This window comes from Massilia cellulosiltytica, from assembly GCF_047325105.1.
GTDB lineage: Bacteria > Pseudomonadota > Gammaproteobacteria > Burkholderiales > Burkholderiaceae_D > Telluria > Telluria orientalis.
Genome location: NZ_CP168562.1, coordinates 5,568,188 through 5,591,570, shown reverse-complemented (window position 1 = coordinate 5,591,570; position 23,383 = coordinate 5,568,188). Strand labels below are relative to the sequence as shown.

Genomic DNA, 23,383 nt, shown 5'->3' with positions numbered 1-23,383 from the left:
GAGAACACCATGCATCGCGATATCCAACTGAACCAGTGGAATGCCGTCTGCTCGCTCGACCAGATCGTCCCGGACACGGGCGTCGCGGCCCTGCTGAACGGCCGCCAGGTGGCCGTGTTCCGTGTGGGCGCCGAGGAACCGCGCCTGTTCGCCATCGATAACTACGATCCGAACTCGGACGCCGCCGTCCTGTCGCGCGGCCTGGTCGGCAGCATCGGCGAGCGCATCGTCGTCGCGTCGCCGATCTACAAGCAGCACTTCGACCTGCAGACCGGCGAATGCCTGGAAGCGCCGCACCACTCGGTGTCGAGCTACCCGGTGCGCGTCGAGGATGGCAAGGTCTGGGTGGGTGCGTAAATGAAGACCCATCCGCGCCTGGTCGTCATCGGCAACGGCATGGCGGGCATGCGCACGGTCGAGGAGCTGCTGAAGCTCGCGCCCGACATGTACCGCATCACCGTGTTCGGCGCGGAGCCGCACGGGAATTACAACCGCATCCTGCTGTCGCCCGTGCTGGCCGGCGAGAAGACCGTCGACGACATCATGCTCAACACGCGTGAATGGTACGACGCCAACGGCATCACGCTGCACGCGGGCGACCCGGTCGTGCGCATCGACCGCAAGAAGCGCGTCGTGCATGCCGCGTCCGGCCTCGTGGTGCCGTACGACCGCCTGCTGATCGCCACCGGTTCGAAGCCGTTCATCGTGCCGGTGCCGGGCCACCAGCTGCCGGGCGTGATCGGCTTTCGCGACATCAGCGACGTCGACACGATGCTGGACGCCGCGCGCGCGGGCGGGAAGGCCGTCGTCATCGGCGGCGGCCTGCTCGGCCTGGAGGCGGCCAATGGCCTGCTGCGCCAGGGCATGGAAGTCGCCGTCGTGCACGTGACGGGCAGCCTGATGAACCAGCAGCTCGACCCGCCCGCCGCGGAACTGCTGCGCGCGAGCCTGGAACAGCGCGGCCTGCGCATCCTGCTGAACCGCCAGACCGTCGCCATCGAGGGCGAGGACCGCGTGCTTTCGGTGCGCTTCGAGGGTGGCGAGACCGTGGACGCCGACCTCGTCGTGATGGCCGCCGGCGTGCGTCCGAACGTCGAGCTGGCGAAGGCCGCGGGCCTGCATTGCGAGCGCGCGATCGTCGTCGACGACACGCTGCAAACCTACGACCCGCGCGTGTACGCCGTCGGCGAATGCGTACAGCACCGCCGCGCCACGTTCGGCCTCGTGGCGCCGATCTGGGACCAGGCGCGCGTCGCCGCCGCCCACCTCGCAGGCTCGGGGCACCGCCGCTACGTGCAGCAGGCCACCGCGACGAAGCTGAAGGTGACGGGCGTGGACCTGTACTCGGCCGGCGACATCGTCGGCGGAGAGGGCAGCGAAGACCTCGTGCTGCGCGACCGCCGCGGCGGCATCTATAAACGCCTCGTCGTCGCGGGCAACCGCCTGACGGGCGCCGTGTTGTACGGGGACGTCGCGGACGGCCCCTGGTACTTCGACCTGATTCAACAGCGGACGGACATCTCGTCCATCCGCGACCAGTTGCTGTTCGGCCGAGCGGCCTGACGAGGAGTTTCACATGAAGTTGTCCGCCATCCCCACCACTGTCAAAACGACGTGCCCTTACTGCGGCGTCGGCTGCGGCGTCAGCGCCCAGGTCGGGCAGGACGGCACGCTCGCGATCGCGGGCGACGCGGCGCACCCCGCAAGCCAGGGGCGCCTGTGCGTGAAGGGTTCCGCATTGGGCGAGACGCTCGGCAACCGCGGCCGCCTGCTCGCGCCGATGCTGCGCGAAGAAGGCGCGCTGCGCGAAGCGTCGTGGGACGAGGCGCTGGACAAGGTGGCCTCGGGCTTTTCCCGCATCATCGCGGAACACGGCCCGGACGCGGTGGCGCTGTACGTCTCCGGCCAGCTGCTGACCGAGGACTACTACGTCGCCAACAAGTTCATGAAGGGCTATGTCGGCAGCGCGAACATCGACACGAACTCGCGCCTGTGCATGTCGTCCGCGGTGGCCGGCCACAAGCGCGCGTTCGGCGAGGACATCGTGCCGGGCTGCTACGAAGACTTCGAGCAGGCCGACCTGATCGTGCTCGTCGGCTCGAACGCCGCATGGTGCCATCCGACGCTGTACCAGCGCATCGCGCGCGCGAAGCAGGACCGGCCGGACCTGAAGGTGGTCGTCGTCGACCCGCGCCGCACGGCCACGTGCGACATCGCCGACCTGCACCTGCCCGTCAAGCCGGGCACGGACGTGTGGCTGTTCGACGGCCTGCTGGGCCATCTCGCCCAGCACGCGGCGGACGACAGCTTCATCGAAGCCCATACGACGGGCGTGGCCGATGCACTGGACGCGGCTGGCAAGGCGGGCACGCTGGCAGAAGTGGCGAAAGCCTGCCGCCTCGACCCGCGCGACCTGGAACGCTTCTACGACCTGTTCGCGAACACGGAGAAGGTGGTGACGGCGTTCACGATGGGCGTGAACCAGTCCACCGCCGGCGCCGACAAGGTCAACGCGATCATCAACTGCCACCTGATCACCGGCCGCATCGGCCGTCCCGGCATGGGGCCGTTCTCGCTGACTGGCCAGCCGAATGCGATGGGCGGACGCGAAGTGGGCGGCCTCGCGAACATGCTGGCCGCGCACATGGACCTCGACGATGCCGCGCAACGCGCCGCGCTGCAGGAGTTCTGGGGTTCGCCGACGGTGGCCGGCAAGCCGGGCCTGAAGGCCGTCGACCTGTTCCGCGCCATCGAGGACGGCAAGGTGAAGGCCGTGTGGATCATGGCGACGAATCCGCTCGTGAGCCTGCCCGATGCCGACCAGGCCCGGCGCGCGCTGGAAAAGTGCGAGCTGGTCGTCGCTTCCGACGTCGTGCTCGGCACCGACACGAACGACGCGGCCCACGTGCTGCTGCCGGCCCTCGGCTGGGGCGAGAAGGACGGCACCGTCACCAATTCCGAGCGCTGCATCTCGCGCCAGCGCGCGTTCCTGTCCGCGCCGGGCAGTGCGCGCGCCGACTGGGACATCATGTGCGACGTCGCGCGCCGCATGGGTTTCAAGGGCTTCGATTTCACGTCGCCGCACGAGATCTTCGATGAGCATGCGCGCCTGTCCGGATGGAAGAACGGTACCGAGGGCCAGCGCCGCCGCCTGTTCGACGTCAAAGGCCTCGCGGGCATGACGCGCGCCGACTACGATGCGCTCGACCCCGTGCAGTGGCCGGTGCGTACGCCGGAAGAGCGGACCGCACGCCTGTTCGGCGACGGCCGCTTCGCGCATGGCGACGGTCGTGCGCGCTTCGTGCCGACGGTGCCGCGCGCGCCGGCGCACCTGCCGGGCGGCGAATATCCGCTCGTGCTGAACACGGGCCGCGTGCGCGACCAGTGGCACACGATGACGCGCACGGGCCGCTCGCAGAAACTGGCCGAGCACATCCCGGAGCCGTACATCGACATGCACCCGCAGGATGCGCTGCTGTGCGGCGTGAAGGCGGGCGAACTGGCGCGCGTGACGAGCGACTGGGGCGCCGTCGTGGCGCGCGTGCAGCACGGCGGCGGCATCGCGCGCGGCAGCGTGTTCATGCCGATCCACTGGAGCGGCCAGACGGCGTCGGACGCGCGCGTGGGCACCGTCGTCAACCCGGCCGTCGACCCGGTGTCGGGCGAGCCGGAATTCAAGCACACGCCGGTGCGCATCGAACCGTTCGGCGTCACCTGGTTCGGTTTCATCCTGTCGCGCACGGAGCTGCCGCTGCGCGAGGCGTCCAACTGGACGCGCGTGCAGGGCAAGGACTTCGTCCGCTATGAACTGGCGGGCCGCAAGCCGTTCGCCGCCGCGCACGACTGGGCGCGCAAACTGCTGGACGTGCACGACGACGACGCGGACTGGATCGAAGTCGAGGACAAGAACGGCGGCATGTACCGCGCCGTGCACCTCGTCGACGGCCGCATCGAAGCGTGCCTGTTCGTGGCGCAGCGCACCGACCTGCCGGCCCGCACCTGGCTCGCCAGCATGTTCGACAAGGAGCAGTTGGAGCCGGCCGACCGTATCAGCCTCCTGGCGGGCCGCGCGAAAGAGCCGGGCATCGATCCCGGACCGACCGTGTGCTCGTGCTTCGGCGTGGGGCGCAAGACCATCGAGATTGCGATCCGCCAGAACAATCTGTGCGATGCGGCGGGCGTGACGGCGTGCACCAAGGCCGGTGGCAATTGCGGGTCGTGCATTCCCGAGATCCGGTCGTTGCTGGTCGAAGCGCAGGTGGCGGAAGCGTAAAACGTCGTTCCCGCGGAAGCGGGAACCCATGCCGAGCCCCCCGAGTCAGATCCGATAGACATACCGCACGGTCTCCGGATACCGAATTCTGTTGCTCAGTATGGTTCCCCGCTTTCGCGAGGACGACGGGTATCTGGCGGCGCCACCACGCCGTACGCCTGCGGCACCGCCACGCGCATGATGTCGATGAAGCGCCGCAGCCGGGCCGGATAGAAGCGCGCCGGCGGGTAGATCAGCCAGATCGGCAGCGGTGACGCCTGCCAGTCCGGCACGAGCTGCACGAGCCGGCCCGCGTCCAGTTCCTCGCGCAACGCCCAGCGCGACCCCAGCGCCGCGCCCACGCCCAGCGTGACGGCGCTGCGCATCGCATACAGGTTGTCCGTGTAGAGGCGCGGCTGGACGGGCACGCGCACCGTGTCGCCCGTCCGCGCATGGGTCAGGGCCACCTCGTCGCGGTAATAATGGCTGACGGCGATCCAGGGCAGCGCCGCCAGTTCATCCGGATGGGCGGGCAGGGCGCGGCCGTCGAACAGGCCGGGCGTCGCGATGACGATGCGCGGCACGTCGCCCAGCCGGATCGCTACCATCGACGGATCGGGCACCTCGCCAACGCGGATCGCACAATCGATGCCTTCGCCGATGAAGTCCGGCGTGCGGTCGTGCAGGACCCAGTCCACCGTCATGCGCGGATAGCGCGCGAGATACGCCGCGAGCGGCGCGACCAGTTGCTGCTGGCCGAACGCGTGCGGCGCGACGACGCGCAGCATCCCCACCGGTTCGTCCACGGCGCCCCGGATCTCGCTCTCGAATTCCTGCCACCCCGCGATGAGCTCTTTTGCGCGCGCATAGCAGCGCATGCCGTCGTCCGTCAGCTTCATCGCATGCGTGGACCGCTGCAGCAGGCGCACGCCCAGCGATTTTTCCAACGACTTCAAACGCCGGCTGATCGTCGGCTGCGTCGTCGCGAGTGCGCGCGCGGCGGCGGACAGGCTGCCGGCATCCACAATGCGGACGAAGGTTTCGACCAGCATCATACGGTCGGCAGATGGATTGATCGTCGAAAAGTCCGTGCTCATACGTGTGGAGTATAACAGTTCGACGTTCGCCGGTGCTACACAGCCATGTTTTGGCTCTCCATAATGCACTGCAACAACGCACCCACCATGGAGTCCAACATGAGCATCGCACACACGACGGCGACTGTCATACCGATCCGCACGACGCTGACCTCGCCCCTGATCTTCCTGCTGGCCGCAAGCACGGGCCTGTCCGTCGCCGCCCTGTACTACAGCCAGCCCACGCTGGGCGTGCTGGCGACCGACCTGCACGCCAGCAACCAGGCCGTCGGCTGGATCCCGACGCTGACGCAATTCGGCTACGCCCTCGGCCTGCTGTTCCTCGCGCCGCTGGGCGACCGTTTCGATCGCCGCACCATCATCGTCGTGAAATCGCTGCTGCTGGCCATGGCGCTGCTGGCCATCGCCGCCGCGCCGAGCCTGTCCGTGCTGCTGGGCGCCAGCCTCGCCGTCGGCCTGCTGGCCACCGTCGCCCAGGACATCGTCCCGGCCGCCGCAACGCTGGCCCCGGCCGCGCACCGCGGCCGCATCGTCGGCACCGTCATGACCGGGCTGTTGCTGGGTATCCTGCTGTCGCGCGTCGTGGGTGGACTTGTGGCGGAAGCGCTCGGCTGGCGCGCCGTGTTCGGCGGCGCGGCAGTCGTCGCGGCCTTCACGACGGCGATCCTCGTCCGCGGCCTGCCGAGCTTCAAGCCGACGAGCACCAGCCCGTATCCGGCCCTGTTGGGCTCGCTGTTCGCGCTGTGGAAAGAACACCGCGCGCTGCGCCTTGCCGCCATGGCCCAGGGCCTGCTGTCGATCGGCTTCTCGGCCTTCTGGTCGACGCTGGCCGTGATGTTGCACGGCGCCCCGTTCCACCTGGGTTCGGCCGCCGCCGGTTCGTTCGGCCTGGCCGGTGCCGTCGGCGCGCTGGCTGCCCCGTTTGCCGGCCGCCTGGCCGACCGCCGCGGTCCGCAGTTCGTGACCCGGCTCGGCGCCGGCCTGAGCGTCGCATCGTTCGGCATCATGTTCGCCATGCCGCACCTGTCGACCGGCGCGCAGCTGGTGCTGCTGGCCCTCGCCACCGTCGGCTTCGACCTGGGCGTGCAGGCGACGATGATCGCCCACCAGACCATCGTCTACGGCATCGCGCCGGAAGCCCGCAGCCGCCTGAATGCGATCTTCATGACCACGATGTTCGTCGGCATGGCAGCGGGCGGCGCGCTGGGTGCCCAGGCGCTGGCCGCATGGGGCTGGAACGGCATCGTGCTGCTCGCCGTCGCATCCAGCCTGGCCGCGCTGGCGGTACGGATCCGGGCTGCGTCGGCGCAATAACAGACATCAGGAATGACCAGCGCCAGGCCACGGCAACGCGGCCTGGCGCTGTGCTTTTCCCGGCCGCGCCGTCCGGGCGACGAGCACCGTCGTGCCCACGCAGGCGGCGGCGACGGCGACGAACGCGCCGTAGCGTGCCGGCGTCGGCTGCTGCATCAGCGCCTGGCCGGGCAGCGTCGTGCCGATTCCGACGAGCAGCATCATGACCGGGAAGTGGAAGAAGAAGGTGAACGCGGGGGCCGGGTCGTCGGGCACCGTCGTGTGCTGCGCGCCGGGCGGAGCCAGGGCCCAGGCGATGGCGGCGAAGCTCCACCCCACGAGCAGGAATTTGCAGTCGGCGAGCCAGGCGCCGAACGCCGGCGGCCCGTGTACGCCGGCACCGAGGAAGCGGGACAGCAGCAGCGTGGCGAGAAAGCCGACGATGGCGACGGGCAGCGACGGCCTGGCGCTGTGCAGCGCGCCCATGTGCGCCACCGCGACGCCGGTCAGCCAGATGGCCGACCAGATCAGGAACAGGGGCGGCGCCAGCACCACCACGGCCGTCAGCAGCACGACCCGGCCGGCGCGCGTGGCGCGCAGGAAGACGTCCAGCAGGATGGTCGACCAGAACAGGAACGACAGCAAGTACAGCATGCCGTTGCTGCCGAACGTGGGCACGACGAAGGGCTGCAGCATGAACATGTTGCCCAGCAGAGAGGCATAGCCGAGCGTGAGCGTGCTGAACGCGGGGTAGGCCGTGTACAGGGCGGACCCGTTGAAGAACCGGACGCCCGCGACGTCGGCGGCGGCCCCGAGGATCAGGCCTGGCAGGAGGAGCCCGTACAGCGCGACGGCACGCCGGCCCGGGATGGTGCCAGCCCGCAGCGCGCGTCCCGTCAGGATGCCGTCGAGGACGAGAAAGACGGCGAACGATTCATGGCCGAGTCCCGTCAGGAAATAAAAGACGTTCGTCAGCCACGTTTTCGCGTGCACGTGTTCGTAGTCGACGAACAGCAGGAAGCGGACGTGGTACATCAGCGCCACGATGACGCTGGCCCAGCGTGTCACGAGCAGGAACGACAGGTAAGGGGTGCGCATGATTACAAACAATGTCCTTGCGAACAATGCTGAAAGACATTGAGCCAGTTCAGCGGTCGGATTGCCCGTCAATGGTAGGGAACCGACGTTCAGCGGATTTGAGACTGCGCAGCCGTGGGGCTATTTTGAAGGAAGGTGGATTTCCTGCGCGAGGTACTGCAGTACCGTTGCGACGCGCCTGAGATGACGGCTTTCCGGATGTGTGAGCAACCACAGCTGAGTCACGCATTCCTCGATCTCCGGACCGACCTGACGCAGGTCCGCGCGCGGCGCCGCGAGAAACAACGGCAGCACCGCCACGCCCAGCCCGAGCGCGACGCACTCCGCCGCCGACAGGATGCTGCTCACCCGATACGCCGGTGCGATCTTCGGAAAGTGCCGGCGCCGCCACAGCACCGACGGATGGTCGGGTAGCGCATCGTCCGGCGCGACCCACGCCACGCCGCGCTCGACCGCGTCCTCGATCGAGCGCAGCCGGCTCCTGCGCGGTGCGAACAACGCGACGCGGATCGGTCCGAGCGGCCGCCCGACCAGGTGCTCGGGCGGTTCGCGCGTCGCGCGGATCGCGATGTCGGCATCGCGCCTGCCCAGGTTGACCGGGGTGTTGCTGGCATCGAGGTCGAAGTCCAGCAGCGGATGGCGCGCGCGCAGCGTCTTCAGCGACGGCGCGACCAGGGCGTGCAGGATGGTGTCCGTGGTGGTGATGCGGACCTGCCCGGAGACCTGGTCCGGCCGGGTCTGCACCAGCGAGCGTGCCGCCTCGAGCTCGCTTTCCTGCCGCTCCGCATGGCGCGCGAGGTTCAGCGCGAGTTCGCCCGGCAGGTACCCGGAACGCGTGCGCTCGAACAGCGCCTGGCCCAGGCCGCGCTCGATGCGCTGCAGGTTGCGGAAGACCGTCGAGCCGTCGACGCCCAGGCGTTCGCCGGCCTGCGCGAGGGTGCCGGCGCGGACGAGGGCCAGCACGGTCTCCAGATCGGCGCTGCCGATGCGGTAGGACGGCGATTGCGTTTTTGCAGTCATGGTTTGCAAGTGCGCGTATTCCCATTGTAATCACGCAATCATAGACTGCGCTCTCCCACCCATCAAGGAGAGTCGTCGTGAGTAATTCTTTCGTTCTCGTCAGCCACGCCCTGTGTCCCTATGTGCAGCGCGCCGCCATCGTCCTGCACGAGAAGGGCGTCCCGTTCGAGCGGCGCGACGTCGACCTGGCGGACAAGCCGGACTGGTTCCTGCGCGTATCGCCGCTCGGCAAGACCCCGGTGCTGCTGGCCGCCGGCGAAGCGATCTTCGAGTCGGCCGTGATCTGCGAATACCTCGATGAGACGACTGCGCCGCGCCTGCATCCGCTCGACCCGCTGCGGCGCGCGCGCCACCGGAGCTGGATGGAATTCGGCTCGGCGCTGCTGAACGCCATCGCCGTGTTCTACAACGCGCCCGACGATGCGGCCCTGCTGCGCGCGGTCGACGACATCCACCGGCGCTTGCGGCAGGTGGAGGAGGTGCTGCACGCGCCGCCGTACTTCGACGGCGAGCGCTTCGGCATCGTCGACGCGGTGTTCGCGCCGGTCTTCCGCTATCTCGACGTGTTCGAGCGCATCGGCGACTTCGGCATGCTGGCGGGACTGACCAAGGTGCAGGCATGGCGCGCGGCGCTGGCGCTGCGGCCATCGGTCCGGGCGGCCGCCAGTCCGTGCTATCCGGAACTGTTGACGGCCTTCCTGGCGCGGCGCGGGTCGGCACTCAGTGGGCGCATACGAGTCCGGGCAGCATCGGCAGAATAACCCACATCAGGAATGACCAGCGCCAGGCCACGACAATGCGGCCTGGCGCTGTGCTTTTGCGGGCTGCGCTGCCCACGCCACCCCGACGCCTGTCGCCGGTTGTGTTCATAGTTTTATATATATAAAATGCAATGATTAAAACAGGAGACTACACATGACTACATTCGCACGGGCTCTCGCCACGGCCGCGCTGGGCGCATTTTGCGGCGGCACCTTCGCGGCCCCGACACTGCCGGACACCATCCTGTTCGGCGTCGCCTACTACGACGAGTACACGCCCGTCGACCGTCTCGACGAGGATGCGCGCATGATGAAGGAAGCGGGCATCAACGTCGTGCGCATCGCCGAATCGACGTGGGGCACGCTCGAACGCGACGAAGGCGTGTTCGACTTCACCCACGTGGACCGCATGCTGGCCGCCTTCCACAAGGCCGGCATCAAGGTCATCGTCGGCACGCCGACCTACGCCATCCCGACCTGGCTCGCGCGCAAGCACCCGAACGTGCTGGTGGTCGCGCCGAAAGGCCGCGCGGAATATGGGCCGCGGCAGAACATGGACATTACCGACCCGGATTTCCGCGCGGCGGCGGAACGGGTGATCGTGAAGCTGGTCGACCACGTGAAGGACCATCCCGCCGTCATCGGCTACCAGGTCGACAATGAGACCAAGGCTTATGCCACGAGCGGCCCCAATGTGCAGCGGGCGTTCGTCGCGTCCATGCGCAGGAAGTTTCCCGACCTCGACCAGCTCAACAAGGCGTTCGGCCTCGATTACTGGAGCAACCGCATCAACAGCTGGGACGATTTCCCGTCCGTGAACGGATCCATCAACGCGAGCCTGTCGAATGCGTTCACTGCATTCCAGCGGGACCTGGTGACGGACTACCTCACCTGGCAGGCCGGCCTCGTGCGCGCGCATGCGCGCGGCGACCAATTCATCACGCAGAACTTCGACCTGGGCTGGAAAAACCATTCCTACGGTGTGCAGCCGGAAGTGAATCACTGGGACGCCGCACAGCCGCTCGACGTCGCCGGCATCGACATCTACCACCCGAGCCAGGACAAGCTGACCGGCGTCGAAATCGCCTTCGGCGGCGATCTGGCGCGCTCCATGCGCGACGGCCAGAACTACCTGGTCATGGAAACCGAGGCACAAGGATTCTCGCACTGGACGCCTTATCCCGGCCAGATGCGCCTGCAGGCCTTCAGCCATCTCGCTTCGGGCGCGAACATGGTCTCGTACTGGCACTGGGCGACGACGGCCAATGCGATCGAGACTTACTGGCGCGGCGTGCTGTCGCAGGATTACCAGCCGAACGAGGTCTATGCGGAGGTGAAGACCATCGGCGCCGACCTGCGGCGGCTGGGACCCAGGCTCGTGAACCTGCGCAAGAAGAACCAGGTCGCAGTCTATGTCAGCAACACGGCGCAGGCGGGGTTCAACGCGTTCAAGGTGTATGTCGACGGCAAGGCGTTCGACTACAACGATGCGATGCGGCCCTGGTACGACGCGCTGTACCGCATGAACGTGGAAGCGGACATCCTCTCGCCGGCGTCGAAGGTACCGTTGTCGGACTATAAGCTGATCGTGGTGCCGTCGTTGTACGCGGCCAGCGACGCGGAGATCGCGCGCCTGAACGATTATGCGAAGCAGGGCGGCCACGTGCTGTACACGTTCCGCAGCGGCTTTTCGGACGAGAACACGAAGGTGCGCTACGCTGTGCAGCCGGGTGCGATCAGTGCGGCGGCGGGCGTGACGTATCACCAGTTCACGAACCCGGTGGACGTGACGCTCGCGGGCGATCCGTTCAAAGTCGGCGCCGCGGACAACAAGGCACGCTGGTGGATGGAGTTCCTGAAGCCGACGACGGCAACCGTGGTCGCCCGCTTCCAGCATCCTTCGTGGCCGGACTATGCGGCCGTCACGCGCAATGCCTGGGGCAGCGGGGAGGTGGGCTACGTCGGCTTCATGCCGACCGACGCCGTCATCGAGGGGATCGTGACCGACCAGGTGAAGCGCGCCGGCATCGATCTGCCGAAGGTACGCTTCCCCCTCATCGTCCGCGGCGGCACGCTGCAGGACGGGCATCGGGTACGGTATGTGCTGAACTATTCCGCCAGGCCGCAGCGACTGAACTATGGGTATGCGAGCGGTACGGACCTGTTGTCCGGACGTAAGGTGACGCGCGGCCAGCAACTGGCACTGAAGCCGTGGGGCGTGGCGATCGTCGAAGAAGAGTAGGCGGCGGAAACGAAAACAGCGGCCATCAGCCGCTGCTTGCATGAATTCTGTGGTCGGGGTGAGAGGATTCGAACCTCCGGCCTCTACGTCCCGAACGTAGCGCTCTACCGGGCTAAGCTACACCCCGACTGGTATGGGTAATGCTGAGGGGGAAAAACAGATGGTCGGGGTGAGAGGATTCGAACCTCCGGCCTCTACGTCCCGAACGTAGCGCTCTACCGGGCTAAGCTACACCCCGACTGTTTGAGACTTCGTCACCGAAATCTCGGGAAGGCATTACTATAGTTGCCTCAATGGTTCCTGTCAACAGCGAAGCTGCATAACTGCAGGAGGCTGTCCTTGTATTCGCTCGGCGGCAGGTCGGCGATCGCGGCGGCGGCGCGGCGTGCCGCGGTCTCCGCTTCGCGGCGCGTGAAGTCCAGCGCGCCGCTGCTCGTGACGGCCGCCAGCACCGCGTCGAAATGGGTTTCGTCGCCCTGCTCGATGCAGGTGCGGATCAGCTCGCGCTGCTCGGCCGTGCCGTTTTCCATCACGTAGATGAGCGGCAAGGTCGGCTTGCCTTCGCGCAGGTCGTCGCCCACGTTCTTGCCGATTTCGGCGGCGTCGCCCGCGTAGTCGAGCACGTCGTCGATCAGCTGGAACGCGGTGCCCAGCGAGCGGCCGTATTCGCCGGCCGCTTCGATCTGCGCGTCGTTCGCGCCGGCGACGAGGGCGCCCAGTTGCGCGGCCGCCTCGAACAGTTTCGCCGTCTTCGAGCGGATCACGCGCAGATAGCTTTCCTGCGTGACGTCCGGATCGTGCATGTTCAACAGCTGCAGCACTTCGCCTTCCGCGATGACGGTCGTCGCGCGCGACAGGATCTGCATGACGCGCATGTTGTCCAGGCTCGTCATCATCTCGAACGAGCGCGAGTACAGGTAGTCGCCGACCAGCACCGACGCGGCGTTGCCGAACATGGCGTTCGCGGTCTGGCGGCCGCGGCGCATCGAGGATTCGTCGACGACGTCGTCGTGCAGCAGGGTGGCGGTGTGGATGAATTCCACGACGGCCGCCAGCTCATGGTGGCCGGCGCCCTTGTAGCCGTAGGCGTTCGCCAGCAGCAGCACCAGCACGGGGCGGATCCGCTTGCCGCCGGCACTGATGATGTACTCGGCGATCTGGTTCACCAGCGCGACTTCGGACTGCAACCGCGCGCGGATCACCGTGTTGACGGCCTCCATGTCTGCTGCGATCGTGCGGGTGATGGGGTTCTGTTGAGCGGTTTGGGTGGCGGCGGACAAGGCGGACCTGCTGACGTTGGATGCGGATAGGTTTTGTTGAGTCGCGATTATACGACATGCAAGGAAAAGACGCCCTCTTTCCCAGTGGCGCCCGAGGGGCTGCCGCGGCACCACAACCATTTTGACGCTGCGCACCATTCCATGTATAATCCTCTGTTCCCCGAATCCCCGGCTGTTTACCTCGCCAAGACGAGGGGAATATTTCTTAACAATCAATGAGGTTTCAAATCATGTACGCGGTCATAAAAACCGGTGGCAAGCAATACAAAGTTGTCGCTGGCGAAAAACTCAAAGTAGAACAGATACCGGCAGACATTGGTTCCGAACTCACTATCGATCAGGTTCTCGCCGTCGGCGAGGGCGAGAGCATCAAGTTTGGTGCTCCGCTGGTGGAAGGTGCTTCGGTTCGCGTGACTGTTGTTTCGCATGGTCGTCACGACAAAGTGCGTATCTTCAAGATGCGTCGTCGTAAGCACTACCAGAAGCGTCAGGGCCACCGCCAGAACTACACCGAAATCCAAGTGGTTGCGATCAACGGCTAATCGCCGCGCGTACCTTCTTCAGCTAATCAAGGAGCATTTGAAATGGCACACAAAAAAGGCGGCGGCACTACGCGAAACGGCCGTGACTCAGAAAGCAAACGCCTCGGCGTGAAAGTCTACGGCGGCCAGGCGATCAACGCCGGCGGCATCATCGTGCGTCAGCGCGGTACCCAGGTTCGTCCGGGCACCAACGTTGGCCTGGGCAAGGATCACACCCTGTTCGCCCTGGTCGATGGCACGGTCAAGTTCGTCAAGCAAGGCGTCGGTTCGAAGCAGTTCGTGACCGTCGTTGCTGCTGAGGCAGTCGCTGCTTAATTGCGGCGCAGCGGGGCAGGCTGAGTCAAAGCGTGCCCCGCCCGGTAAGGCGTCAAGCCTTGCAATCGATAGGCTCTGCCCTCCGGTAGGGCCTTTTTAATTTTCGGCGTTGTCACCGTTAAGTGCGGAACGTTCCGCGGCCGTTCGTCTATCATGGACGCCTGGTCCGCTTTTAACAGTGACACAGCCTTTCGTTTTGGTGGTCTCATCATGAAGTTTATCGACGAAGCACGCATCGAAGTCATCGCCGGCGACGGCGGCAACGGCTGCGCCTCGTTCCGCCGCGAGAAGTTCCGCCCGTTCGGCGGTCCGGACGGCGGCGACGGCGGCCGCGGCGGCTCGATCTGGGCGGTCGCCGACCGCAACGTCAACACGCTGGTCGACTTCCGCTTTTCCAAGGTCCACACGGCGCGCAACGGCGAGCCGGGCCGCGGTTCCGATTGCTACGGCAAGGGCGCCGAGGACGTCTACCTGCGCATGCCGGTCGGCACGCTGATCATCGACGACGTCACCGGCGAGATCATCGCCGACCTGACGGAGCACGAACAGACCGAGCTGCTGGCCAAGGGCGGCGAGGGCGGCTGGGGCAACATCCACTTCAAGACGTCGACCAACCGCGCGCCACGCCAGAAGACGGACGGCAAGGACGGCGAGCGCCGCGAGCTGCGCCTCGAACTGAAGGTGCTGGCCGACGTGGGCCTGCTCGGCATGCCGAACGCGGGAAAATCGACGTTCATCACGGCCGTGTCGAACGCGCGTCCGAAGATCGCGGACTATCCGTTCACCACGCTGCATCCGAACCTCGGCGTCGTGCGCGTGTCGCATGCGAAGAGCTTCGTCATCGCCGACATCCCGGGCCTGATCGAAGGCGCGGCGGAAGGCGCCGGCCTCGGTCACCAGTTCCTGCGCCACCTGAGCCGCACGGGCCTGCTGCTGCACATCGTCGACGTCGCGCCGATGGACGGCAAGACCGATCCGGTCAAGGAAGCCAAGGCGCTCGTGAAGGAACTCGAGAAGTACGACGAGGAACTGGTCAACAAGCCGCGCTGGCTCGTGCTCAACAAGCTGGACGTCGTGCCGGAAGAAGAGCGCAAGAAGGTCGTCAAGGACTTCGTCAAGCGCATGGGGTTCAAGGGCCCCGTGTTCGAGATCTCGGCGCTGAACCGCGAAGGCTGCGAAGACCTCGTGCACGCGATCTACAAGTATCTCGAAGAGACGCGCCACAGCGCGCAGCGCTCGGAAGAGACGCAGATGACCGAGGAAGCGCGCGGCATCTCGTCGATCGATCCGGACGATCCCCGCTTCAAGATCCTCGAAGATTAAGTCGTTGGCAGTCACCTTCGCCCCGACCGCAAGCAGCACCTGGCGCGCGCGCCTGCGCGGCCAGCTGCTGTCGGTCGCGGCGTCCGCCCATTCGCTGGCCGCGCTCGCGGCCCTGCTGGATCCGGACCGCGTGGCGGATGCGATGGGACTGTTCCCCGTGGGCGTGAACGGCTACAGCCAGTTCTTCGCCCTCTACGTCGGAGTGCGCCTCGCCACCGCGGGGCTGGCTCTGCTGGCGGCCAGGCAGGGCGACCAGCCCATCCTCGGCGACCTCGCAGCATTGTTCATCCTGGCGCAGCCGCTCGGCCGTCTCGTCGCGGCCTTCGCGATCGGCCTGCCCCAGGGCTTATTGTTCGTCGTCAGCGGGATCGAGCTGGCGGTCGGCCTGGCGCTGATCGGCCTGCGCCCGCAAGGACGCTTCCTGTCAATCCGACCGTCGCCATGAAATCCGCCCTCCAGTCTTCCAGCCGCATCATCGTCAAAGTCGGTTCCTCGCTCGTCACCAACGAAGGCCGCGGCCTCGATCACGAAGCCATCGCGCGCTGGGCCGCGCAGATCTCGTCGCTCCGTTCGCTCGGCAAGGAAGTCGTGCTCGTGTCCTCGGGCGCCATCGCCGAAGGCATGCTGCGCCTGGGCTTCACGTCGCGCCCGACCGACATCCACGAACTGCAGGCCTGCGCCGCGTGCGGCCAGATGGGCCTCGCGCAGATCTACGAGACGAGCTTCCGCAGCCACGGCGTGAAGACGGCGCAGGTGCTGCTCACGCACGCCGACCTCGCGGACCGCGAACGCTACCTGAACGCACGCTCCACGTTGACCACCCTGCTGGGCCTGGGCGTCGTCCCGATCATCAACGAGAACGACACCGTCGTCACGGACGAGATCAAGTTCGGCGACAACGACACGCTGGGCGCGCTCGTCGCCAACCTGATCGAGGCGGATGCCCTCGTGATCCTGACCGACCAGAAGGGCCTGTACTCGGCCGATCCGCGCAAGGACCCCTCCGCACGCCTGATCGAAGAAGCGCAGGCGGGCGACACGTCGCTGGAGGCGATGGCCGGCGGCGCCGGCAGCAGCATCGGCCGCGGCGGCATGCTGACGAAGGTGCTGGCCGCCAAGCGCGCCGCGCGCTCCGGTGCGCATACGGTGATCGCGTGGGGCCGCGAAGACAACGTTCTGACGCGCCTCGCGCACGGCGAAGCGATCGGCACGCAGCTGACCGCGCCGACCGCGCGCCTGACCGCGCGCCGCCAGTGGATGATCGACCACCTGCACACGGCCGGCCAGCTCGTGCTGGACGCCGGCGCGGTGCAGAAGCTGGTCAAAGAGGGGAAATCGCTGCTGCCGATCGGCGTGACGGCCGTGCGCGGCGAATTCGGCCGCGGCGCCCTCGTGGGCTGCGTGGACGACGCGGGCACCGAGATCGCGCGCGGCCTCACCAACTACACGAGCGGCGAAATCAAGCGCATCATGCGTCACGCGTCCAGCGAGATCGAGGGCATCCTCGGCTACGTCGAGGCGCCCGAGCTGGTTCACCGCGACAACCTGGTCCTGATCTGATTCACCGCGCCTGGCTGGCCAGCAGCATGCGCACGCCCGCATACGCGAACACGCCGGCCAGCACGGCATTCACCCAGCGCTCGCCCGCCCGGTAGGCGCGGCGCGCGGCGTCGGTGGAAAACGCCAGTGCATAGCAGCAGAAGATCGATGCGCTGATCGCCGCGCATGACAGCACGAACGCCAGCGCATCCGCCTGGCGCGCGCCGGCGGGCAGGGCCAGCGAGACCACCGACAGCCACACGACGATCGATTTCGGATTCGTCAGGTGCATCGCCAGGCCGCGCGCGCACGTGCGCGCATAGCCTTCGTCCACCGCCTCCGCTGCCGGCACTCCCTTCGTGCCGCGCACTTTGCGCGCGGCCTGCCAGGCCATCCACAGCAGGTACACGCCGCCGATCGCCTTCACGACGGCCAGTGCGCCGGACCACCGTTCCATCAGCGCGGCGAGACCGAACGCCGCGCACAAGCCCCAGCACAGCGACCCGCAGACGACGCCGGACGCCAGCGCGAGCGCCCGCGCGCGGCCTTGCGCCATCGCGGTGCCCATGACCGCGAGGACGCTCGGTCCGGGACTCGCGACGCCGATCGCGAAGGCGGTGTAAGCGAGGAGCATCATGTCAGTGCCTGTTCAGGCCGGATCGTGGCACACCACGCACAGCTTGTTGCCGTCGGGGTCGCGCACGTAGGCGCCGTAATAATGCTCGTGATAGTGGGGGCGCAGGCCGGGCGCGCCGTCGCCGCGGCCGTCGTGCGCCAGCGCGATCTCGTACGCCGCATCGACGGCCGCGCGGTCGGGCGCGAGCAGGGCCGTCATCTGGCCATTGCCGGGGGCGTGAGGCTGGCCGTCGTACGGCGCGCCGATGAGGAACAGCGGGCGCGCCCGGCCAGGTTGCTGCCAGCCGGCCCACGGGCGCGACCGGTCGCAGAAGCGCGCCTCCAGTCCCAGCGCTGCCAGCAGCGGTTGGTAAAACGCGAGCGCCCGGTCGAAATCGCGGACACCAATGAAGACATGGGAAAACATCGTCGCCTCGTCGTGAAAACCATCCATCATACTGAACTTCTTGTCATCAAGCGCCGTCATGCTTATCGCATACTTGATTGCCATGAGATGGCAATTTTCATTGCGATGAAAGTGTAATTTAATGATCAAACACGGAATCATGTGTGTTAAATTGGCGCATGATCCGTTGTTTCCATTGAAAGGAAGACGATGTCCCGATTGCGCCGCCTCGGCCTGTATGGCCTGCTGTTGACTGCCTTCCCGGCCCATGCGCAGGGCCTGAACATCGCTTCCGAGCTGCTGCATGGCGGCATGGGTATCGTCGCGATCGGCGCGTTGTCCGTGCTGGCGCTGGCCGTGACGTTCGAGCGGCTCGCCAACTTCCGCCTGGTGAAAGTGGCGCCGCCGGACCTGGCCGCGGAGGCGGAGATGCTGTGGCGCGCGGGACGCTTCGACCAGTTGCGCGAACGGGCGGCCGACGGCGACAGCAGCCTCGCGCGCATCCTCGGCTGGATGGTCGAACAGCGCCACCTGCCGGCCGAAAAACTGGCGGCGCGCGTGGCCGAGATGGCGGGCGTCGAACTGCGCCTGCAGCAGCAGAAGGCGTACGCGCTGAACGTCGTCGCGACGGTCGCACCGATCGTCGGCCTGCTGGGCACCGTCATCGGCATGATCGAATCCTTCCACGTCATCGCGTTCAACGGCATGGGCGATCCGACCCTGCTGGCGGGCGGCATCTCCAAGGCGCTCGTCAACACGGCGGCCGGCCTGTCGGTGGCGCTGCCGTCGTTGGCCATGCACCACGTCTTCCGCAACCGCATGGTCGGCATCGGCATCGCGCTGGAACGCCAGCTGAACCGCGTGCTGGACGGCATGCCGGCGCGCACGCTGGAGGTCGTCCATGCGCATTGATCTCGGCGACGACGAACAGCCCGAGATCGGCCTGATCGCGCTGATCGACTGCATCTTCTTCCTGCTGATGTACTTCATGGTCGCGACGTCGTTCCGGCACCCCGACGGCGAAAAGCCGGAAAAGGACATGCCCATCGTGCTGCCGACGTCGCAGGTCAGCCTCGATCGCGCCACGGCGGCGCCGGCGCCGCTGGTCATCGGCGTCGATGCCGGAGGCGGCCTGTATATCGACCGCAAGGAGGTGTCGACGCAAGCCCTGCACGACCTGCTCAAGCGCGAGGCGGCGCGCGATCCGACGCGGCCGGTCCGCATCGACGGCGACCAGTCCACGCGCTACCAGGACATCGTGCACGTGCTCGAACTGTGCCAGTTCGAGGGGCTCACCCACGTGTCGATGCACACGCGCTGACGATGTTCGCCGACGATACTGCGCGGCCCGCCCCGGCGTTCGGGCCCATACGGCGGCATCCCTTCATCTTCCTGTCGCTCGTGCTGCATGCGGTGCCGCTCGTCGCGCTGTACCACCTGGGCAGCCAGCGCATCGAGATCGCCCAGCGCGCGCGCCAGCAGCGGCAGGTCGAATCGGGCGCCCGGCTGACGGCGCAGGCGCGCCTCGAAAAGCGCGTGCACGACATGGAGCGGATCCAGTCCCTGCTGGCACAAAGCGCGGGCAAGCAACCTGCCGGGAACAAGGAAGACGAGGTGCAGTTCAGCGCGCAGCCGAAGGCGCCGGACGAATTGCTGAAGCAGGCGAAGGACCTGGCGCACAAGATCGACGAGATCGAGCGCGACACCAAGGCGGAGCGGCTGGCGCAGTTGCTCGACATCCCGAAGGAAAAGGCGTTGGAACAGGTCGCGGAGAAGGCCAGGGCGGAGGAACCGTCCGCCGCCGAACCGCAGACGCCGGCCGAAGCGGCGGCGCAGATCGAGCAGCTCGAAGCGAAGGCGCGCGACGCATTGGAACAGCGCCGCCAGCAGCTGGAGCAGCAGCAGAACGGCGTGCAGGTCGCGGCCGACGCAGGTGCGGCGCAGCGCGGCGCCGGCAAAGGCAACGGCAAGGCCAATGGCAAGGGCGACGGCGAAGGCAAGGGTGACGGCCAGGGAAACGGCCAGAGCGGACGAGGCCTCGGGAACGGAAGCGCCGGCGGCGTGGGCCGCCAGATGCTGGACCGGATCGCCGCGTTCACGAATCCCGACCTGCCGGATCGCATGACGAAGGCTTACCTCGGGGGCGCGGGCACCATGTTCGGCGGCGGCGTCGCGCACATGCCCACCGTCGATGCGGCCACCATGGTCAAGGGCGCGGGCAGGATGATCGGCGCGGGCGGCACGTACGCGAACCGCGTCTGGGTCAACCGCTGGTACCTGATCGGTCCATTCGACGGACGGCACGGCGCAGGGCTGTTCGCCAATTACCATCATCCGCCCGAGCAGGGCGTCGTGCTGGATGCCGCCTATCGGGGCAAGGGCGGGCGCCTCGTCAAATGGGACTACGTCGATATGGCGCGCTATCCCCTGGAGCCGCCCGTGCACGCGGAAGACGCCGTGTACTACGGCTATACGGAGTTGATGCTCGACGCGGCACAGGACCTGACGATCTGGGTCGGCGCCGACGACGATGCGCAGCTGTGGCTCAACGACCGGCTGGTCTGGGAAGGCGGGAACGCCAACAAGGACTCGTTCTTCGGCCAGGTCTACGAGACGCGGAATACCTTCGTGCGCGACTACAACCTGAACGAAGGCAAGCGCGTCGTGCACTTCCGGAAGGGCCGCAACAAGTTGTTCTTCAAGCTGTCGAACGGTCCGACGCGGATCTTCTTTTCGCTGGTCCTCACGAAGTGAATGCGGCGCCGCGCTGCATCCTTTGCCAGGCCGACGGCGTCACGCCCACGCTGCCCTTGAAGCGCCGCGTCAGGTGGCTCTGGTCCGCGAAGCCGCATTCCAGCGCGACGGCGGCGAGCGGCGTGCCGCGGCGGATCAGGGCCTGCGCCTGCGCGACCCGCACGGCGTTGAGGTACACGTGCGGCGGCATGTGGTAGGCGGCGGTGAAGGCGCGGGTCAGGTGCGCGCGCGACAGGCCGGCGACCAGGGCCAGGTCCGAGACGGTGATGTCGTGCGCGTAGTACGTGCGGATATGGTCCTTGACCCGGGCCAGCGTGGCGGCACCGATGGCGGCCGGCCCCGCGCCAGCCCGCGGCCGTTCGCCGTGCCGCGCCAGCATCGTGCCCAGGAACGCACGCATCAGCGTTTCCGCGCGCAGCGACTCGGCCGGCGTCTGCGCCAGGCAGGCGGACAACGCCCCGAACGCCTCGGCCAGCTGCCGGTCGGCCGCATGGGGCTTCGCAAAATACCGCTTGCCGTCCACGCAACTGGCGACGAATGCGGCGGGGACGTACCACATCGTGTAGCGGAATCCATCCGCCGTCCCGCGGCAGCCGTCATGGTCGTCGTCGGGGTTGAAGAGGACCAGGTCGCCGGGCCGGCTGTCGTACTGCCTGCCCTTGCAGCGGAAGCGCTGGATGCCGTACGTCGTCGCGCCGAGCGCGAAGCAATCGTGGCTGTGGCGCTCGAACGCGTGGTCGGAAAAGTCCGCCCGCATCAGCGTCACGCCATTGGTCAGCGCCCCGAAAATGGCCTGGTTCATGCAACGATTGTACAAGACCCGCGGTCCGGCGGCCCCTCACAATGAGGTTTTCATCGGAGGCATCATGCACGCTGCAATCGATCTGGCCGCCAAGCTGGCCACCTTTACGGAAGCCTTTCAACCCCGCACGGTGGCCTTGTTCAACGGCCACGACGTGATGGTCGCGAAGCTGCGCGGCGACTACCACTGGCACGTCCACGACGACACCGACGACTTTTTCCTGGTGCTCGACGGGCGCGTCGAGATCGATCTCGAGGACGGCTCGACGGTGACGCTCGCTCCCGGCCAGATGTTCGTCGTCCCCAAGGGCATGCGCCACCGGCCCCGCGCGCAGGGAGAAGCGCACATCCTGCTGATCGAGCCGACGGGCACGCCGAACAGCGGCGACCCGCTGACGGCGGCGCCGCGCCGGGTCATCTGATGCGATTGCCGACACCGTCGCACGGGTGGGCCGGCAAGGCCGCATCGGGCACGGCGCGGCCAAGGACCAGCAGCACGATGATCGCGCATGCCAGGGTCACGACAGTGAGCCCCTGGAGCAGCACCCCGAAGGCGTCGGCATGGATATGCATCAGGGCCGATCGGTCGAGGTGCGGCAGCAGTGCCGCCGCGCCGGCGGCATCGCCGGCCGCGAGCCGCGCCGCGGCATGCCGCGTGGCCGCGGCCGTCGGCGGCTGACCGGCGATCGCCGCGATGCGGGTGTGCATCAGCGTCGCCAGGGCCGCGTTGACGGTCGCCAGCGCGATGCATTCTCCCGCGACCCGCACGGTACCGAAGATGCCCGCCGCCATGCCGGCGCGCTCCTTCGGCACGATGCCGACGGACAGCCCGTCCATCAAGCCCCAGGGAAGGCCCGCGCCGGCACCGATCGTCAGCAATGGCGCGATCACACCGCTGTCCGCCCTGTCCCGCAATGTCGCGTTCAGCCAGTACAGGCCGGCCGCGGCGATCAGCAGACCCACCGCGGAAATGACGCCGGCCGACAGCCAGCGCGTCAGCCCGGCGGCGAGCAGCGGCACGACGAGCATCGGTGCCGACAACGCGATCATCAGGCCACCGGCCTCGATCGCGCTGAACCGGTCGATGCTCACGAAGCGCAGCGGCAGCACGACGAGCAGGACGATGTAGCAGTAGCACGTCGCGACGGGAAGCAGTTGCACGCCGATGAAGCGGGGGTAGCGGAACAGCGCCAGGTCCAGCATGGGACGTGCGGCGCCTGCCTCGACGGCCCGGAACGCCGCGGCCAGCAACGCCGTGGCTGCCAACAGGACGACGACGATGGGCGCCGTCCAGCCGCGCTCCGCCGAAAGAATCATGCCGAACGTGAAACAGGTCAACGCGCCGGTGAACGTGGCGATGCCGGCCCAGTCGATGGCGCGCGCATCCGGATCGCGCGACTCGCGCATCCGGGGGACGCCGCACGCCAGTGCCGACAGGCCGGTGACGGCACCCGCCGCAAACACGGCCCGCCAGCCCAGGCGCTCGATCAGGAAGCCGGCGAGGACCGGGCCGAACGCCAGTCCCAGGCCGAACGTGGTGCCCAGCAGGCTGAAGGCGCGCGTGCGTGCGGCGCCGTCGAACTCCTGCGCAAGCGCCGCGCTACCGCCGGCCAGCGCCGCCGCTGCCGCGATGCCCTGCAGCGCACGCAACAGGTCGAGGACGGCCAGCGACGGCGCGAGGCCGAGCAGGAGCGAGAGCAGGGTGAAGCCGGCGACGCCCGCGACGAATACCCGCTTGCGCCCGAACTGGTCGGCGCACGCTCCCGCCGCCATGAGCAGGCTGCCGAACGTCAGCATGAAGGCGTTCGTTGTCCAGGTCATGGCAGCGGGACTGCCGCCCAGTTCGAGGCCGATCGCGGGCGCCGCCAGTGCCCCGCCGGAAAAACTGAGCGGCAAGGCGAGGGCGGCGAGGCATACCGCGGCGAGAACGGATGCCGGTCTGCCGGAAGAAACCGAAAGGAAGGATTGGATCATCGATGCTCCATGACACGTTGGGCGGGAGATCAACGATAATCTGGAGGTAATCATGGAAAAAGCCCCTCTGA

At 67.4% G+C, this 23,383-nt stretch carries 23 protein-coding genes and 2 tRNA genes; 15 read left to right on the top strand and 10 right to left on the bottom strand.

Features of this window, described 5'->3' with window-relative positions; genetic code table 11:
• The first annotated feature begins 9 nt into the window (after positions 1-9).
• Genes nirD through ACEN9H_RS24400 form a run of 3 tightly spaced genes read left to right on the top strand, consistent with a single transcriptional unit; the run spans position 10 to position 4,273 of the window.
• Positions 10-357: a nitrite reductase small subunit NirD gene (gene nirD, locus ACEN9H_RS24410; protein WP_160409591.1), complete on the top strand. Its 348-nt coding sequence runs from the start codon at positions 10-12 to the stop codon at positions 355-357.
• Positions 358-1,563: an NAD(P)/FAD-dependent oxidoreductase gene (locus ACEN9H_RS24405; RefSeq protein WP_413672391.1), complete on the top strand. Its 1,206-nt coding sequence runs from the start codon at positions 358-360 to the stop codon at positions 1,561-1,563.
• A 13-nt stretch (positions 1,564-1,576) separates the two neighbouring features.
• Positions 1,577-4,273 (top strand): molybdopterin-dependent oxidoreductase, encoded by a 2,697-nt coding sequence (locus ACEN9H_RS24400; protein ID WP_413672390.1) that lies wholly within the window; start codon positions 1,577-1,579, stop codon positions 4,271-4,273.
• A gap of 95 nt (positions 4,274-4,368) precedes the next feature.
• Here the strand turns inward: ACEN9H_RS24400 and ACEN9H_RS24395 are convergent, their stop codons facing one another.
• Positions 4,369-5,307 carry a LysR family transcriptional regulator gene (locus tag ACEN9H_RS24395; RefSeq protein ID WP_413672389.1) on the bottom strand — a complete coding sequence of 313 codons (939 nt, stop codon included), beginning with the start codon at positions 5,305-5,307 and terminating at the stop codon, positions 4,369-4,371.
• Positions 5,308-5,448: 141 nt separating this feature from the next.
• Between ACEN9H_RS24395 and ACEN9H_RS24390 the strand changes: the two genes are divergently transcribed.
• Positions 5,449-6,663 carry an MFS transporter gene (locus ACEN9H_RS24390; protein ID WP_413672388.1) on the top strand — a complete coding sequence of 405 codons (1,215 nt, stop codon included), beginning with the start codon at positions 5,449-5,451 and terminating at the stop codon, positions 6,661-6,663.
• A gap of 6 nt (positions 6,664-6,669) precedes the next feature.
• Here the strand turns inward: ACEN9H_RS24390 and ACEN9H_RS24385 are convergent, their stop codons facing one another.
• Both ACEN9H_RS24385 and ACEN9H_RS24380 read right to left on the bottom strand, forming a co-directional pair.
• Complete coding sequence (locus tag ACEN9H_RS24385; RefSeq protein WP_413672387.1) at positions 6,670-7,740, bottom strand: hypothetical protein; 1,071 nt, start codon at positions 7,738-7,740, stop codon at positions 6,670-6,672.
• 120 nt (positions 7,741-7,860) lie between these two features.
• Complete coding sequence (locus tag ACEN9H_RS24380; protein ID WP_413672386.1) at positions 7,861-8,760, bottom strand: LysR family transcriptional regulator; 900 nt, start codon at positions 8,758-8,760, stop codon at positions 7,861-7,863.
• Positions 8,761-8,837: 77 nt separating this feature from the next.
• Between ACEN9H_RS24380 and ACEN9H_RS24375 the strand changes: the two genes are divergently transcribed.
• Together ACEN9H_RS24375 and ACEN9H_RS24370 are read left to right on the top strand one after the other, a co-directional pair.
• Positions 8,838-9,521, top strand: coding sequence for a glutathione S-transferase family protein (locus ACEN9H_RS24375; RefSeq protein WP_413672385.1), 684 nt, complete (start codon positions 8,838-8,840; stop codon positions 9,519-9,521).
• Between the two features lie 154 nt (positions 9,522-9,675).
• Positions 9,676-11,763, top strand: a complete 2,088-nt coding sequence (locus ACEN9H_RS24370) for a beta-galactosidase (protein ID WP_413672384.1) — start codon at positions 9,676-9,678, stop codon at positions 11,761-11,763.
• A 50-nt stretch (positions 11,764-11,813) separates the two neighbouring features.
• Here the strand turns inward: ACEN9H_RS24370 and ACEN9H_RS24365 are convergent.
• The 3 genes from ACEN9H_RS24365 to ispB form a co-directional block, all read right to left on the bottom strand.
• Positions 11,814-11,890: transfer RNA gene (locus ACEN9H_RS24365), tRNA-Pro, on the bottom strand.
• Positions 11,891-11,924: 34 nt separating this feature from the next.
• Positions 11,925-12,001 (bottom strand) — tRNA-Pro (locus ACEN9H_RS24360).
• A 52-nt stretch (positions 12,002-12,053) separates the two neighbouring features.
• Positions 12,054-13,043: an octaprenyl diphosphate synthase gene (gene ispB / locus ACEN9H_RS24355; RefSeq protein WP_371763630.1), complete on the bottom strand. Its 990-nt coding sequence runs from the start codon at positions 13,041-13,043 to the stop codon at positions 12,054-12,056.
• A 230-nt stretch (positions 13,044-13,273) separates the two neighbouring features.
• On the opposite strand from ispB, the gene rplU reads away from it, so the two are divergent.
• The 5 genes from rplU (at position 13,274) to proB (ending at position 16,783) form a co-directional block, all read left to right on the top strand.
• The gene (gene rplU / locus ACEN9H_RS24350) at positions 13,274-13,585 is read left to right on the top strand and encodes a 50S ribosomal protein L21 (protein ID WP_036230184.1); all 312 of its coding nucleotides are present in this window, start codon (positions 13,274-13,276) and stop codon (positions 13,583-13,585) included.
• Positions 13,586-13,627: 42 nt separating this feature from the next.
• The gene (gene rpmA / locus ACEN9H_RS24345; RefSeq protein ID WP_056123130.1) at positions 13,628-13,900 is read left to right on the top strand and encodes a 50S ribosomal protein L27; all 273 of its coding nucleotides are present in this window, start codon (positions 13,628-13,630) and stop codon (positions 13,898-13,900) included.
• A gap of 210 nt (positions 13,901-14,110) precedes the next feature.
• Positions 14,111-15,223 carry an Obg family GTPase CgtA gene (gene cgtA / locus ACEN9H_RS24340; RefSeq protein WP_056123132.1) on the top strand — a complete coding sequence of 371 codons (1,113 nt, stop codon included), beginning with the start codon at positions 14,111-14,113 and terminating at the stop codon, positions 15,221-15,223.
• A 4-nt stretch (positions 15,224-15,227) separates the two neighbouring features.
• Positions 15,228-15,668: a hypothetical protein gene (locus ACEN9H_RS24335; protein ID WP_160409586.1), complete on the top strand. Its 441-nt coding sequence runs from the start codon at positions 15,228-15,230 to the stop codon at positions 15,666-15,668.
• Entirely contained in the window at positions 15,665-16,783 is a 1,119-nt protein-coding gene (gene proB, locus ACEN9H_RS24330) for a glutamate 5-kinase (protein ID WP_413672383.1), read from the top strand. Before ACEN9H_RS24335 ends, proB begins: the two co-directional genes overlap by 4 nt.
• 1 nt (position 16,784) lies before the next feature.
• Here the strand turns inward: proB and ACEN9H_RS24325 are convergent, their stop codons facing one another.
• Both ACEN9H_RS24325 and ACEN9H_RS24320 read right to left on the bottom strand, forming a co-directional pair.
• Complete coding sequence (locus tag ACEN9H_RS24325) at positions 16,785-17,399, bottom strand: LysE family translocator (protein ID WP_056123139.1); 615 nt, start codon at positions 17,397-17,399, stop codon at positions 16,785-16,787.
• Between the two features lie 12 nt (positions 17,400-17,411).
• Complete coding sequence (locus ACEN9H_RS24320; protein ID WP_413675630.1) at positions 17,412-17,804, bottom strand: VOC family protein; 393 nt, start codon at positions 17,802-17,804, stop codon at positions 17,412-17,414.
• A gap of 189 nt (positions 17,805-17,993) precedes the next feature.
• On the opposite strand from ACEN9H_RS24320, the gene ACEN9H_RS24315 reads away from it, so the two are divergent.
• Genes ACEN9H_RS24315 through ACEN9H_RS24305 form a run of 3 tightly spaced genes read left to right on the top strand, consistent with a single transcriptional unit; the run spans position 17,994 to position 20,537 of the window.
• Positions 17,994-18,695: a MotA/TolQ/ExbB proton channel family protein gene (locus ACEN9H_RS24315; protein ID WP_413672382.1), complete on the top strand. Its 702-nt coding sequence runs from the start codon at positions 17,994-17,996 to the stop codon at positions 18,693-18,695.
• Positions 18,685-19,104, top strand: a complete 420-nt coding sequence (locus tag ACEN9H_RS24310) for an ExbD/TolR family protein (protein WP_413672381.1) — start codon at positions 18,685-18,687, stop codon at positions 19,102-19,104. The genes ACEN9H_RS24315 and ACEN9H_RS24310 overlap by 11 nt, the downstream gene beginning before the upstream one ends.
• A gap of 2 nt (positions 19,105-19,106) precedes the next feature.
• On the top strand, positions 19,107-20,537 hold the full coding sequence (locus ACEN9H_RS24305; RefSeq protein ID WP_413672380.1) for a hypothetical protein: 1,431 nt from the start codon (positions 19,107-19,109) through the stop codon (positions 20,535-20,537).
• Here ACEN9H_RS24305 and ACEN9H_RS24300 read toward each other — a convergent pair.
• Positions 20,527-21,339: an AraC family ligand binding domain-containing protein gene (locus ACEN9H_RS24300; RefSeq protein ID WP_413672379.1), complete on the bottom strand. Its 813-nt coding sequence runs from the start codon at positions 21,337-21,339 to the stop codon at positions 20,527-20,529. The genes ACEN9H_RS24305 and ACEN9H_RS24300 overlap by 11 nt on opposite strands.
• A gap of 64 nt (positions 21,340-21,403) precedes the next feature.
• Between ACEN9H_RS24300 and ACEN9H_RS24295 the strand changes: the two genes are divergently transcribed.
• Positions 21,404-21,760, top strand: coding sequence for a cupin domain-containing protein (locus ACEN9H_RS24295; protein WP_413672378.1), 357 nt, complete (start codon positions 21,404-21,406; stop codon positions 21,758-21,760).
• Here the strand turns inward: ACEN9H_RS24295 and ACEN9H_RS24290 are convergent.
• Entirely contained in the window at positions 21,753-23,312 is a 1,560-nt protein-coding gene (locus tag ACEN9H_RS24290; RefSeq protein WP_413672377.1) for an MFS transporter, read from the bottom strand. The two genes, ACEN9H_RS24295 and ACEN9H_RS24290, sit on opposite strands and share 8 nt — an antisense overlap.
• Positions 23,313-23,383: the final 71 nt, after the last annotated feature.

Bases quoted from the DNA above. Each gene is read 5' to 3' on its own strand.
- nirD (WP_160409591.1), top strand. From the start codon at position 10: ATGCATCGCGATATCCAACTGAACCAGTGGAATGCCGTCTGCTCGCTC.
- ACEN9H_RS24405 (WP_413672391.1), top strand. From the start codon at position 358: ATGAAGACCCATCCGCGCCTGGTCGTCATCGGCAACGGCATGGCGGGC.
- ACEN9H_RS24400 (WP_413672390.1), top strand. From the start codon at position 1,577: ATGAAGTTGTCCGCCATCCCCACCACTGTCAAAACGACGTGCCCTTAC.
- ACEN9H_RS24395 (WP_413672389.1), bottom strand. From the start codon at position 5,307: ATGATGCTGGTCGAAACCTTCGTCCGCATTGTGGATGCCGGCAGCCTG.
- ACEN9H_RS24390 (WP_413672388.1), top strand. From the start codon at position 5,449: ATGAGCATCGCACACACGACGGCGACTGTCATACCGATCCGCACGACG.
- ACEN9H_RS24385 (WP_413672387.1), bottom strand. From the start codon at position 7,740: ATGCGCACCCCTTACCTGTCGTTCCTGCTCGTGACACGCTGGGCCAGC.
- ACEN9H_RS24380 (WP_413672386.1), bottom strand. From the start codon at position 8,760: ATGACTGCAAAAACGCAATCGCCGTCCTACCGCATCGGCAGCGCCGAT.
- ACEN9H_RS24370 (WP_413672384.1), top strand. From the start codon at position 9,676: ATGACTACATTCGCACGGGCTCTCGCCACGGCCGCGCTGGGCGCATTT.
- rplU (WP_036230184.1), top strand. From the start codon at position 13,274: ATGTACGCGGTCATAAAAACCGGTGGCAAGCAATACAAAGTTGTCGCT.
- rpmA (WP_056123130.1), top strand. From the start codon at position 13,628: ATGGCACACAAAAAAGGCGGCGGCACTACGCGAAACGGCCGTGACTCA.
- cgtA (WP_056123132.1), top strand. From the start codon at position 14,111: ATGAAGTTTATCGACGAAGCACGCATCGAAGTCATCGCCGGCGACGGC.
- proB (WP_413672383.1), top strand. From the start codon at position 15,665: ATGAAATCCGCCCTCCAGTCTTCCAGCCGCATCATCGTCAAAGTCGGT.
- ACEN9H_RS24325 (WP_056123139.1), bottom strand. From the start codon at position 17,399: ATGATGCTCCTCGCTTACACCGCCTTCGCGATCGGCGTCGCGAGTCCC.
- ACEN9H_RS24320 (WP_413675630.1), bottom strand. From the start codon at position 17,804: ATGTTTTCCCATGTCTTCATTGGTGTCCGCGATTTCGACCGGGCGCTC.
- ACEN9H_RS24315 (WP_413672382.1), top strand. From the start codon at position 17,994: ATGTCCCGATTGCGCCGCCTCGGCCTGTATGGCCTGCTGTTGACTGCC.
- ACEN9H_RS24310 (WP_413672381.1), top strand. From the start codon at position 18,685: ATGCGCATTGATCTCGGCGACGACGAACAGCCCGAGATCGGCCTGATC.
- ACEN9H_RS24305 (WP_413672380.1), top strand. From the start codon at position 19,107: ATGTTCGCCGACGATACTGCGCGGCCCGCCCCGGCGTTCGGGCCCATA.
- ACEN9H_RS24300 (WP_413672379.1), bottom strand. From the start codon at position 21,339: ATGAACCAGGCCATTTTCGGGGCGCTGACCAATGGCGTGACGCTGATG.
- ACEN9H_RS24295 (WP_413672378.1), top strand. From the start codon at position 21,404: ATGCACGCTGCAATCGATCTGGCCGCCAAGCTGGCCACCTTTACGGAA.
- ACEN9H_RS24290 (WP_413672377.1), bottom strand. From the start codon at position 23,312: ATGATCCAATCCTTCCTTTCGGTTTCTTCCGGCAGACCGGCATCCGTT.